Source organism: Streptomyces sp. NPDC127117, from assembly GCF_042677325.1.
In the GTDB taxonomy this organism is placed as follows: Bacteria; Actinomycetota; Actinomycetes; order Streptomycetales; family Streptomycetaceae; genus Streptomyces.
In genome coordinates, this window is sequence record NZ_JBHXTM010000010.1 from 1 (window position 1) to 11,305 (window position 11,305).

Genomic DNA, 11,305 nt, shown 5'->3' on the forward strand with positions numbered 1-11,305 from the left:
TTCGGCTTCATCAAGCCGCCGGCGGGCGTCGACGTCTGCATGGTCGCGCCGAAGGGTCCGGGTCACCTGGTCCGCCGTCAGTACGAGGAGGGCCGCGGTGTTCCGTGCATCGTGGCCGTCGAGCAGGACGCCTCGGGCAACGGTCTGGCGCTGGCGCTGTCGTACGCGAAGGGCATCGGCGGCACGCGCGCCGGTGTCATCAAGACGACGTTCACCGAGGAGACCGAGACCGACCTGTTCGGTGAGCAGGCCGTTCTCTGCGGTGGTACGGCCGCTCTGGTCAAGGCCGGTTTCGAGACCCTGACCGAGGCCGGTTACCAGCCGGAGATCGCGTACTTCGAGTGCCTGCACGAGCTGAAGCTCATCGTGGACCTGATGTACGAGGGCGGCCTGGAGAAGATGCGCTGGTCGATCTCGGAGACCGCCGAGTGGGGCGACTACGTCACCGGCCCGCGGATCATCACCGACGCCACCAAGGCCGAGATGAAGAAGGTCCTCGCGGAGATCCAGGACGGCACCTTCGCCAAGAACTGGATGGCCGAGTACCACAACGGTCTGCCCAAGTACAACGAGTACAAGAAGGCCGACAGCGACCACCTCCTGGAGACCACCGGCCGCGAGCTGCGCAAGCTCATGAGCTGGGTCAACGACGAGGACGCGTAACACCGACGCCCCGGGGGGCGGGTCGCCCGGCCCGCCCCCCGGGGCGTTTCCTTCTTCACCGCTGGAAGAGGCGGCGTCGTACGTGTGTACAAGTCGTCCACCCCCGTGTGGGTGATCCTTCCAACGGGGCGCAGTCTGCGTCCTGGCGCATGACTACACTTCTCCACACATACACGCGTCAGGCCCACAGTGTCGTGCGTCTTCCACGCGGCAAGCCCCTCCACCGCCTGCGGCCGTCGGGACGGCCGTCCGCACTGGACCTGTGAGGACTCACGTGAGCTCGAAACCTGTCGTACTCATCGCTGAAGAGCTGTCGCCCGCCACGGTGGACGCGCTGGGCCCGGACTTCGAAATCCGGCACTGCAACGGCGCGGACCGCGCCGAGCTCCTCCCCGCGATCGCCGATGTCGACGCCATCCTGGTGCGCTCCGCCACCAAGGTCGACGCCGAGGCCATCGCCGCCGCGAAGAAGCTGAAGGTCGTCGCCCGTGCGGGCGTCGGTCTGGACAACGTCGACGTCTCCGCCGCCACCAAGGCCGGCGTGATGGTCGTGAACGCACCGACCTCCAACATCGTCACCGCCGCCGAGCTGGCCTGCGGTCTGCTGGTCGCCAGCGCGCGCAACATCCCGCAGGCCAACACCGCCCTCAAGAACGGCGAGTGGAAGCGCTCCAAGTACACCGGCGTCGAGCTCAGCGAGAAGACCCTCGGCGTCGTCGGCCTCGGCCGCATCGGCGTCCTGGTCGCGCAGCGCATGTCGGCCTTCGGCATGAAGATCGTCGCGTACGACCCCTATGTGCAGCCCGCACGCGCCGCGCAGATGGGTGTCAAGCTCCTGACGCTCGACGAGCTGCTGGAGGTCGCGGACTTCATCACCGTGCACCTGCCCAAGACCCCCGAGACGCTCGGCCTGATCGGCGACGAGGCGCTGCACAAGGTGAAGCCCTCGGTCCGGATCGTCAACGCCGCGCGTGGCGGCATCGTCGACGAGGCGGCGCTCGCCTCCGCCCTCAAGGAGGGCCGCGTCGCCGGCGCCGGTCTCGACGTGTACGCGAAGGAGCCCTGCACGGACTCCCCGCTGTTCGAGTTCGACCAGGTCGTCTGCACCCCGCACCTCGGCGCCTCCACCGACGAGGCCCAGGAGAAGGCGGGCATCGCGGTCGCCAAGTCGGTGCGCCTGGCGCTGGCCGGCGAGCTGGTGCCGGACGCGGTCAACGTCCAGGGCGGCGTGATCGCCGAGGACGTGCGTCCGGGCCTGCCGCTCGCCGAGAAGCTCGGCCGGATCTTCACCGCGCTCGCGGGCGAGGTCGCGGTTCGCCTCGACGTCGAGGTGTACGGCGAGATCACCCAGCACGACGTCAAGGTGCTCGAACTCTCGGCGCTCAAGGGCGTCTTCGAGGACGTCGTCGACGAGACCGTGTCGTATGTGAACGCCCCGCTCTTCGCGCAGGAGCGCGGTGTCGAGGTCCGCCTCACCACCAGCTCCGAGTCGCCGGACCACCGCAATGTGGTCACCGTCCGCGGCACGCTCTCGGGCGGCGAGGAGGTCTCGGTCTCCGGCACGCTGGCCGGGCCCAAGCACCTCCAGAAGATCGTCGCCGTCGGCGAGTACGACGTGGATCTGGCGCTGGCCGACCACATGGTGGTGCTGCGTTACGAGGACCGTCCCGGTGTCGTCGGCACGGTCGGCCGGATCCTCGGCGAGGCCGGTCTGAACATCGCGGGCATGCAGGTCTCCCGGACGGGCGCGGGCGGCGAGGCGCTGGTCGTGCTCACCGTCGACGACGACGTCCCGGCGTCGGTGCTCGCCGAGATCTCCACGGAGATCGGCGCCAATTCGGCCCGCACGGTGAACCTGACCGACTGACGGTTCCGGATCCTCCGCGTACCCGGCATCTAGACGTACGTCTTACACGGACGTCTGCATGCCGGGTACGCTGTTTTCATGGGACACCGTGAGGATCTGCTCGAAGGCGCCAAGCGCTGCCTGCTGGAGAAGGGGTACGCCCGGACGACGGCACGCGACATCGTGGCCGCCTCCGGTACCAACCTCGCCTCCATCGGCTACCACTACGGCTCCAAGGAGGCCCTGCTCAACCTCGCCTTCCTCAAGGTGACGGAGGAGTGGGGCGATGTGCTCACCGAGAAGCCGGACGAGAGTGCGGAGAGCCCCGGGCCCCGGGAGCCGCTGGACCAGTTCCGCGAGACCTGGCAACGGGTGATCGACAGCTACGCGGAGACGCGGTCCGTCTGGCAGCTCCAGATGGAGGTCGTCTCCCGGATCGACCAGGATCCTGAGCTGCGGAAGGCGTTGATGGGCCCGCAGCGTGAGGGGCGCGACGGGCTCGCCGAGAACATGCTCGGCATCGACCCGGAGAAGGACCCCGAGCGGGCGCGGGTGGCCGGGCTGTTCTGTCAGGCGCTGCTCGCGGGCGTGATGGTCCAGTGGATGATGGACAGTGAATCGGCCCCGTCCGCACAGGACTTGACGGACGGTCTGAAGGTCGTGCTGGAGGGCCGCCCGGGCTGATCCGGACGAAGGGCCCTAATTGCCGAGCCGCGCGCTCTTGAGCGCCATGTGCAGCAGCAGCCGGTCCTCGCCGTCGTTCAGATCGAGGCCGGTGAGCTGCTGGATCCGGGAGAGCCGGTAGTAGAGCGTCTGACGGTGGACGCCGAGCGCCGCGGCCGTCCGGGACGCCTGGCCCGCGCAGTCGAGGAACACCTCGGCGGTGCGGGCCAGATCCTTGTGCGGCGGGGCGAGCAGGGTGCGGACCACCGGGTCCGCGACCGCCTCCGGGGGCAGCGCGGTCAGCAGCCGGTACGGCCCGATCGACGACCACCGCGCCACCGGCCCGAACCGGGACTCGGCCGCCGCCGCGCGGGCGGCCGCCACCGCCTCGTGCCAGGCCGCGGCCAGCTCCGCGAGACCCCGGCGGGGCACCGCCACCCCGGCTGTGGAGCCCCGGCCCGCGGCCGACCGCAGCCGGTCCGCGGCGGTGAGCGCCGGTTCGAGGGCATCGGTGGAGCGCAGCCGGACCAGCGCGGCCAGCAAGGGGAGCCCGCCGGTCCCGGGCACCGCGGACAGCGCCGCCGCCGACGGCACCGTACGGACCGACGGCGGATCGTCCGGCCACGGGGCCACGCACACCACCGTGTGCAGCCCCTGCGCATCGGGCCCCAGCGCCTCGTACAGCGCGGCCACCGCCATGTCCCGCTGCCAGCCCCGCCCGGCGGTCAGCACCGCACCGAACTCCCGGGACGTATCGGTGCCCGCCCGCGCCTCGTCGGCGAGCAGCGCCCCGATCCGGGCCGCCACCTCCATCGCCGCCCTCAGCTGTTCGTCGGTCGGTCCGGGGTCCGCGTCGAGCAGCCATACGTAGCCGAGCACGGCACCCCGATGGCGTACCGGCAGACAGATCCGGTCCCGGAAGACCCCGGCCTCCGGGGCCGCGGGGATGCGGACCGGGCCGGTGGCGCGGGTGATGCCGAAGCCCTCGAACCAGGCACGGACGGCGGGTGTGGAGCGGCGGGTCAGGATCGAGCGGGTGCGGACCGGGTCCATCGCGGCGTCGTCGTCGCTGTCGTGGGCGCCGAAGGCGACCAGGCCGAAGTCCCGGTTCTCCAGCGTCGCGGGGGCGCCGAGCAGCCCGGAGATCTCGTCGACCAGCTCCTGGTAATCGCCCTTCACCCGGCCATTCTCGCACCCCTTCAGACATATGTCTGAGAACCGGGGAACGGATGCGTGACAGCTGTCGATGGCACAGGATCGGAGAGATCCTTAGATTTCACGGTGGTTCTCCGTGCTGTACCGGTGTGTTCCCAATCTGCCGGTATGGCCTTCGTTCGTACTTTCCGTGGAGGTGCCCCGTGCTGGGTCCCGTGATTCTCGCCGCGTCCCGCAGCGACAAGATGCGCCGTTTCGTCTCGGCCGCACCTGGCACCAAGCAGGTCGTCGACCGGTTCATCGCCGGTGAGTCCGTCGACCAGGTCGTCCCGATCATCGAGGACGCCACCGGCAAGGGACTCGAAGTCACCCTCGACGTGGTCGGCGAGGACATCACCACCCCCGAGCAGGCAGCCGACGCCCGCGACGCCTACCTCGAACTGATCGAGCGCCTCAAGGACCTCGGCCTGGGCACCAAGGCCGAGATGTCCGTCAAGCTCTCCATGTTCGGCCAGGCGCTGGACGGCGGCCACGAGCTGGCGCTCGCCAACGTCCGCCCGGTCGTCGAGGCCGCCGCCGAGATCGGCACCACGGTCACGCTGGACGCCGAGGACCACACCACCCTCGACTCGATGTTCGCCATCCACGAGGAGCTGCGGAAGGACTTCCCGCAGACCGGCTGCGTGATCCAGGCCTACCTGTTCCGCACCGAGGACGACGCCCGCCGGCTGGCCGCCGCCGGCAGCCGCGTCCGCATCGTGAAGGGCGCCTACAAGGAGCCCGCCTCCGTCGCGTACCAGGACAAGGCCGAGATCGACAAGGCGTACGTCCGTATCCTGCGGATCCTCATGGAGGGCGAGGGCTACCCGATGATCGGGTCGCACGACCCGCGTCTGATCGCCATCGCCCAGGAGCTGGGCCGCAAGGCCGGGCGCAAACTGGATGAGTACGAGTTCCAGATGCTGTACGGCATCCGCAGCGACGAGCACCTCCGGCTCGCGGCCGAGGGACACCGGATGCGTGTCTACACGGCGTACGGCACCGACTGGTACGGCTACTTCATGCGCCGCCTCGCCGAGAAGCCGGCGAACCTGCTGTTCTTCGGCCGCTCCATCCTCACCAAGGGCTGAGCCCCCCTCCACCTCTCTACCCAAGGAGCAACGGAACTCATGGACGCTGTCACCCAGGTCCCCGCGCCGGTCAACGAGCCGGTCCACTCCTACGCCCCGGGCTCCCCGGAGCGTGCCCGCCTGGAGGTGAAGCTCAAGGAGCTCGCCGAGAACCCGATCGACCTTCCGATGACCATCGGCGGCGAGAAGCGGATGGGCGGCGGCGAGCGCTTCGACGTCGTGCAGCCGCACAACCACAAGGCCGTCATCGGCACGTTCGCCCATGCCACGCAGAAGGACGCGCAGGACGCGATCGACGCCGCGCTCGCCGCCGCCCCGGCCTGGCGCGCGATGTCCTTCGACGACCGCGCCGCGATCATCCTGCGCGCCGCCGAGCTGCTGTCCGGCCCGTGGCGCGAGACGATGGCCGCCTCCACGATGCTCGGCCAGTCCAAGACCGCGCAGCAGGCCGAGATCGACACCCCCTGCGAGCTCGTCGACTTCTGGCGCTTCAACGTGCACTACGCGCGCCAGATCCTCGCCGAGCAGCCCCCGGCCAACTCCCCGGGCGTGTGGAACCGCATGGACCACCGCCCGCTGGAGGGCTTCGTCTACGCGATCACGCCGTTCAACTTCACGGCCATCGCGGGCAACCTGCCCACCGCCCCCGCCCTCATGGGCAACGTCGTGGTGTGGAAGCCGTCCCCGACGCAGACCCACGCCGCCGTGCTGCTGATGCAGCTCCTGGAAGAGGCCGGCCTGCCCAAGGGCGTCATCAACCTGGTGACCGGTGACGGCATCGCCGTCTCCGAGGTGGCCCTGAACCACCGCGACCTGGCCGGTATCCACTTCACCGGCTCGACCCCCACCTTCCAGCACCTGTGGAAGACGGTCGGCAACAACATCGCCAACTACCGCACCTACCCGCGGCTCGTCGGCGAGACCGGTGGCAAGGACTTCGTCGTCGCCCACCCGTCGGCCGACCACGCCGTCCTGAAGACCGCGCTGACCCGCGGCTCCTTCGAGTTCCAGGGCCAGAAGTGCTCGGCCTCCTCCCGCGCCTACGTCCCGGCCTCCATCTGGAACTCCGGTTTCAAGGAGAAGTTCGCCGCCGAGGTCGACGGCATCTCCATGGGTGACGTCACCGACCTGTCGAACTTCATCGGCGCCGTCATCGACGAGCGCTCGTTCGCCAAGAACAAGGCCGCGATCGACCGCGCGAAGGCCGACCCGTCCTGCACGATCGTCGCGGGCGGCACGTACGACGACTCGGTGGGCTACTTCGTCCGCCCGACCGTCATCGAGTGCACCGACCCGGAGAACGAGGTCTTCACGACCGAGTACTTCGGCCCGATCCTCGCCGTGCACGTCTACGAGGACGACCAGTACGACGCGATGCTGGAGCAGATGGAGTCGGTCTCCGACTACGCGCTGACCGGTTCCGTCATCGCGAACGACCGCGCCGCGGCCGCGTACACGATGGAGAAGCTGCGCTACGCCGCGGGCAACTTCTACATCAACGACAAGTCGACCGGCGCCGTCGTCGGCCAGCAGCCCTTCGGCGGCGGCCGTGCCTCGGGCACCAACGACAAGGCGGGCGCCCCGCAGAACCTCCAGCGCTGGACCCTGACCCGGGCCATCAAGGAGACGCTGGTCCCGCCGACCGACTACACCTACCCCCACCAGGGCTGATCCCCCTCGGGGCGCCCCACCCCCGGCGCCCCGCCACGAATTCCGCCTCCCGCCCGGTTCCCCTGCCGGCCGGGAGGCGGTTTCCATTCGTCTCAGATCTCCACGAGCACCTGGTCCAGCGACTTCCGTACCAGGCCGGGCACCTCGCAGTCGTCGGCCGGATACCCGACCGGAATCACCGCGAACGCCTTCTCGTTCTCCGGCCGGTCCAGCACCTCGCGCAGGAACCGCATCGGGCTCGGCGTGTGGATCAGCGCCGCCAGGCCCGACAGGTGCAGGGCCGAGAGCAGCATCCCGACGGCGATCCCGACCGACTCGTCGACGTAGTAGTGCTTGTGCCGGGTGCCGTCCTCGCCCACCCAGTACCGCTGCTGGAAGACCACGACCAGGGCCGGGGCGTCCGTCATATGGGCCTTGACGGCGTCCGTGCCCAGCGGGCGCAGCGCCGCCAGCCACTCCTCGCCGAGCCTGCCGTCGTAGCTGATCCGCTCCTCGTGCTCGGCCGCCTCCCGGATGAGCCTGCGCACCTCCGGGTCCTTGACCAGGACGAAGGTCCACGGCTGCTGATGGGCACCGGACGGGGCGGTCGCGGCACAGGCGATCGCGTCCCTCACGACCTGCTCGGGAACGGGGTCGGACGAGAACCGGCGCACGGTCCTGCGCTCGCCCATCCGCTCCCGCAGCCGGGCGGCCCGGGCGATCGACTCGTCTGCCGGGATCCGCTCGGGGCGGTGCGGGACCGGCCGGTAGGGCGCGCCATGGATAGGCGTCCACTGCTGGGGTACGGCTGTGGTGTCGGACATCCCGGCAGTGTGGCGCGCGGCGACTGGTCCGGACCAGAGTGTCCTCGGACAGAAGCGGCGCGCCCGTCGGTCAGTGTCCGGTCAGCCCCAGCCCGCGACGATCATCGAGAGCCCCGCCGCGAACCCGCCGCCCAGCAGGACCAGATAGCGGCCGTACCGGCGGCGGTGGCGGCGCAGCAGCAGCCCGAAGGCGGCGAAGCCGAGCCCCACGGTGAGTGTCCGGGAGCCCCGGGCCGTCGCCGAAGCGGCCAGCCAGTCGAGCGCGGGCACACCGGCGCGGCCCGCCTCGGCCCCGTACACCTTGAACGGGATGCCGTTCCACGGCTGGTGCCGCACCGCCGCGGCGCCCTCCAGCGCCAGCTCGGCCCGGACCTCGGCGCGCATCCGGTCCGTGGTCAGCGGGGCGGGCAGATGCACACCGGCCGAGGCCAGCTGAAGGGCGAGCAGGCCCCCGGCCAGACTGCCGGCCAGCGCGCCCAGCGACATCCGCAGCGCCGCCCCCGGCACCGCCACACAGACCACGCCCAGCAGCAGCTCCGGCATCAGCGGCCAGCTCAGCGCCTCCGCCAGAGCCCACCCGAACGCCAGCGGGACGCCCCGGCGCGAGGTGACGACCGACGCCACCCGGCGCCGCGTCGCGGAGTCCCGCAGCGGCTCGGCGACCGTACGCGCGTGCAGCGCGACCACCGCCTCGCGGGCCTCCTGCGGACCGGTCGTCGACGGCAGCGGGTCACCGATCGACACCCGCACCAGCGCCGAGCGCAGCCGGCCGTGCTTGGGCAGCAGCCGGTCCGTGCCCGCGATCCCCACCGGAACCACCGGGACGCCCGCCCGCTCGGCCAGCACCAGCGCGCCGCGGTGGAAGGAGCCCAGCTCGCCGTCCTTGCCCCGGGTTCCCTCCGGGAACAGGACGACCGCCCGGCCGGAGCGGAGCTCGTCCGCCATGGACAGCAGGTCGTCCATGCCGCCGCCACCGCGCCGCACCGGGAAGCCGGCCGCGAGGCGGCGGCAGATCCGGCGCCGCCACGGCGAGGCGAACCAGTAGTCGGCCGCCGCGCCGATCGCCGGGGTGTGCCGGGCGTCGAGCGCGGCGAGCAGCGCCGCCGTGTCGGCGTGCGAGGAGTGGTTGGCGACGACGACACAGCCGCCGCGCGGCAGCCGGCCGCGCCGCTCCACCCCGCCGGTGAGGCTGAGGACGCCCCACCACAGGCCGCGCCGGAGCGCGGCGGCGAACCGGGAACGTGCGGGCAGCGCGACCCGGCCGGGCACGCGTGCAAGGGTGCGGGTCATGTCATCACCATCGCCAGGAGAAGGGCCACCAACAGGGAGTCGATCCGGTCGAGGAGGCCGCCGAAGCCGGGCAGCCAGTTGCCCGCGTCCTTCACCCCCGACTCGCGCTTGACCATCGATTCGAGCAGGTCACCGAGGACACAGCCGCCGATCACCGCGGCCCACAGCGGGAGAGCGAACTCGCCGAGCACGAGCAGCAGCAGGGCCGTCGCCACCGCCGCGCCGAGCACCCCCGCCCAGGTCTTGTTGGGGGAGAGCGGCGACAGCGGCCGGGCCAGTGGGCCCCGGCGGCCCAGCGCCGTACCGCCGCACCAGGCGCCGACATCGCCGAGCGCCACCGCCAGCCCCACCGCGACCCCCGTGTCCCCGAGCGTCACCAGGCCGGTCAGCGCGACCGGGATCCACAGCAGCCCGAAGGCGGTGCGCGCGGTGCGGGTGAAGCCGGTCCGGTCGTCCCCGCCGAGCACCGGTGGGAGTGCGGCCGCGACCAGCAGCAGCGCCGCTGCCCGGACGTCGAGGAGCTGCGGCGCCAGCCACGCCGGCGCGGGGAGCGCCACCGCGGCCGTCACGAGCACCGCGAGGTCGCCGCGGCGCAGCACGGCCATCCGCGCGAACTCGACCGCCGCGACCACCCCGAGCCCCGCGGCCAGCGCGAACGTCCCGCCGCCACCCAGGAAGTACGCCCCCAGGAAGACCGGTGCCACCAGCGCCCAGGTCCGCCACCGCCTGCGCAGCTCGGCCCGCATCCGGACCTTCGACGGCAGTACGGCGACGGCGACACCGCCCGCTCCCAGCACGCCCGCGACCAGCGGCACGGCCCGCGCCGCGGCTTCCTCCGCGATCAGTACGGTGCTCATGCCGGCTCCTGCCACAGGCCCGCCGGCCGGAGCGCGGCGGTGAGGAGCGAACCGGCGGCGATCACGATCAGTACGGTGCTCATGCCGGCTCCTGCCACAGGCCCGCCGGCCGGAGCGCGGCGGTGAGGAGCGAACCGGCGGCGATCACGATCAGTACGGTGCTCATGCCGGCTCCTGCCACAGGCCCGCCAGCCGGAGCGCGGCGGTGAGCAGCGAACCGGCGGCGATCACGATCAGTACGGGGACCGCCCAGCCGCTCGCCGCCGCGACCACGACCAGCAGGCAGCGTTCGGTCTTGCCGACCGGGCCGCCGTTGCGCCGGGGCGCGCCCGCCGCCGCCCCGGCCAGCGACACCCAGGACGGCAGGGTCGCCGCGAGCCCGGCCGCCGCCACCAGCCACAGCGGGGCGAGTGCCAGGAAACCGGCCAGTACGACCAGGTCCGCCACCCGGTCGCCGAGTTCGTTGAGCACCGCGCCGCGCCTGCTCGTGCGGCCCGTGTCGCGGGCCAGCGCGCCGTCCAGGTTGGCGAAGGCGAGCCGGGCGGCGAGCAGCACGGCGACCGGCAGAGCGGCGAGGCCGGCGGGCAGCCAGGCCAGCGCGGCGGCGGCACCGGCCGCCGAGACCACACCGGCCGCGGTGAGGGTGTCGGGGGACACCTCACGGCGGACCAGCGAGGCGCGGACACCGGAGAGCCGGTCCGCGTACCAGGGCTTGAGAGCGTAGAGGCCGTTCATGTGCCCAACTGTCGTGCGACGCACAGTTCTTCGACACGTGGCAGGTACTCAAATGCCCCTGAGTACTTGGCGGCCCTTGCCGGATCCGCGGACGGGCGGTCGTAAACCTCCGTCTCAGATAGTAGGAAGTCCGAGTAATTGTGGAGACAGACCGGCCCGGCTGCCCTAGCTTTGTAGGAGCCGAACGTCTCGCTAGATCCAGCGACTGGCGGTCGTGAGTGCGCGCCCCTGTGCAGGCAACCCCTGCGGCGCCCGCTCCCCGCCCTTTCCGGCGCCTCGAAATCCCGATCTCGAAATCATCTTCACGATTTTCGATCTCGAAGTCCTCGCGATCTCAAGGAGTCGATCCATCATGGTCCAGACGACTGCCCGCCGTGTCCGTCACGCCCACCGCCCGACCGAGTCGGAGCGCCAGAATGCCGCCGCCGCCCTCCAGCGGGCCCTCGACCGCAGGGACAACGGCGGCTCCACGGGCCACTGAGACCGGCTGGA

Annotated in this window: 11 protein-coding genes; 6 read left to right on the forward strand and 5 right to left on the reverse strand. The window is 71.4% G+C overall.

The window, feature by feature from the left end; translation table 11 throughout:
- The 3 genes from ilvC to ACFVH0_RS11430 form a co-directional block, all read left to right on the forward strand.
- On the forward strand, positions 1 to 663 hold a 663-nt coding region (ilvC, locus tag ACFVH0_RS11420), incomplete at its 5' end, for a ketol-acid reductoisomerase (protein ID WP_385819354.1).
- 274 nt (positions 664 to 937) lie between these two features.
- Positions 938 to 2,530 (forward strand): phosphoglycerate dehydrogenase, encoded by a 1,593-nt coding sequence (serA, locus tag ACFVH0_RS11425; protein WP_385819355.1) that lies wholly within the window; start codon positions 938 to 940, stop codon positions 2,528 to 2,530.
- 78 nt (positions 2,531 to 2,608) lie between these two features.
- Positions 2,609 to 3,193, forward strand: coding sequence for a TetR/AcrR family transcriptional regulator (locus tag ACFVH0_RS11430; RefSeq protein ID WP_385819356.1), 585 nt, complete (start codon positions 2,609 to 2,611; stop codon positions 3,191 to 3,193).
- A 15-nt stretch (positions 3,194 to 3,208) separates the two neighbouring features.
- On the opposite strand, the gene ACFVH0_RS11435 is transcribed toward ACFVH0_RS11430, so the two are convergent.
- Positions 3,209 to 4,351: a PucR family transcriptional regulator gene (locus ACFVH0_RS11435; RefSeq protein WP_385819357.1), complete on the reverse strand. Its 1,143-nt coding sequence runs from the start codon at positions 4,349 to 4,351 to the stop codon at positions 3,209 to 3,211.
- A 179-nt stretch (positions 4,352 to 4,530) separates the two neighbouring features.
- Between ACFVH0_RS11435 and ACFVH0_RS11440 the strand changes: the two genes are divergently transcribed.
- Complete coding sequence (locus tag ACFVH0_RS11440) at positions 4,531 to 5,457, forward strand: proline dehydrogenase family protein (protein WP_385819358.1); 927 nt, start codon at positions 4,531 to 4,533, stop codon at positions 5,455 to 5,457.
- A 39-nt stretch (positions 5,458 to 5,496) separates the two neighbouring features.
- Complete coding sequence (pruA, locus tag ACFVH0_RS11445; RefSeq protein ID WP_385819359.1) at positions 5,497 to 7,128, forward strand: L-glutamate gamma-semialdehyde dehydrogenase; 1,632 nt, start codon at positions 5,497 to 5,499, stop codon at positions 7,126 to 7,128.
- A 92-nt stretch (positions 7,129 to 7,220) separates the two neighbouring features.
- On the opposite strand, the gene ACFVH0_RS11450 is transcribed toward pruA, so the two are convergent.
- The 4 genes from ACFVH0_RS11450 to ACFVH0_RS11465 form a co-directional block, all read right to left on the reverse strand.
- On the reverse strand, positions 7,221 to 7,931 hold the full coding sequence (locus ACFVH0_RS11450) for a nitroreductase family protein (protein WP_385819360.1): 711 nt from the start codon (positions 7,929 to 7,931) through the stop codon (positions 7,221 to 7,223).
- Between the two features lie 81 nt (positions 7,932 to 8,012).
- Positions 8,013 to 9,221: a lysophospholipid acyltransferase family protein gene (locus ACFVH0_RS11455; protein ID WP_385819361.1), complete on the reverse strand. Its 1,209-nt coding sequence runs from the start codon at positions 9,219 to 9,221 to the stop codon at positions 8,013 to 8,015.
- Positions 9,218 to 10,078, reverse strand: a complete 861-nt coding sequence (locus ACFVH0_RS11460) for a phosphatidate cytidylyltransferase (RefSeq protein WP_385819362.1) — start codon at positions 10,076 to 10,078, stop codon at positions 9,218 to 9,220. The genes ACFVH0_RS11455 and ACFVH0_RS11460 overlap by 4 nt, the downstream gene beginning before the upstream one ends.
- A 162-nt stretch (positions 10,079 to 10,240) precedes the next feature.
- Positions 10,241 to 10,813, reverse strand: a complete 573-nt coding sequence (locus ACFVH0_RS11465; protein ID WP_385819363.1) for a CDP-alcohol phosphatidyltransferase family protein — start codon at positions 10,811 to 10,813, stop codon at positions 10,241 to 10,243.
- A gap of 352 nt (positions 10,814 to 11,165) precedes the next feature.
- Here ACFVH0_RS11465 and ACFVH0_RS11470 point away from each other — a divergent pair, with 352 nt between their 5' ends.
- Positions 11,166 to 11,294: a hypothetical protein gene (locus ACFVH0_RS11470; RefSeq protein WP_385819364.1), complete on the forward strand. Its 129-nt coding sequence runs from the start codon at positions 11,166 to 11,168 to the stop codon at positions 11,292 to 11,294.
- Positions 11,295 to 11,305 lie beyond the last annotated feature (11 nt).

What these genes read in the sequence shown, in the direction of transcription:
- ACFVH0_RS11455 (WP_385819361.1), bottom strand. Translation starts at nt 9,221, where the DNA reads ATGACCCGCACCCTTGCACGCGTGCCCGGCCGGGTCGCGCTGCCCGCA.
- ACFVH0_RS11430 (WP_385819356.1), top strand. Translation starts at nt 2,609, where the DNA reads ATGGGACACCGTGAGGATCTGCTCGAAGGCGCCAAGCGCTGCCTGCTG.
- ACFVH0_RS11470 (WP_385819364.1), top strand. Translation starts at nt 11,166, where the DNA reads ATGGTCCAGACGACTGCCCGCCGTGTCCGTCACGCCCACCGCCCGACC.
- ACFVH0_RS11450 (WP_385819360.1), bottom strand. Translation starts at nt 7,931, where the DNA reads ATGTCCGACACCACAGCCGTACCCCAGCAGTGGACGCCTATCCATGGC.
- ACFVH0_RS11460 (WP_385819362.1), bottom strand. Translation starts at nt 10,078, where the DNA reads ATGAGCACCGTACTGATCGCGGAGGAAGCCGCGGCGCGGGCCGTGCCG.
- pruA (WP_385819359.1), top strand. Translation starts at nt 5,497, where the DNA reads ATGGACGCTGTCACCCAGGTCCCCGCGCCGGTCAACGAGCCGGTCCAC.
- ACFVH0_RS11465 (WP_385819363.1), bottom strand. Translation starts at nt 10,813, where the DNA reads ATGAACGGCCTCTACGCTCTCAAGCCCTGGTACGCGGACCGGCTCTCC.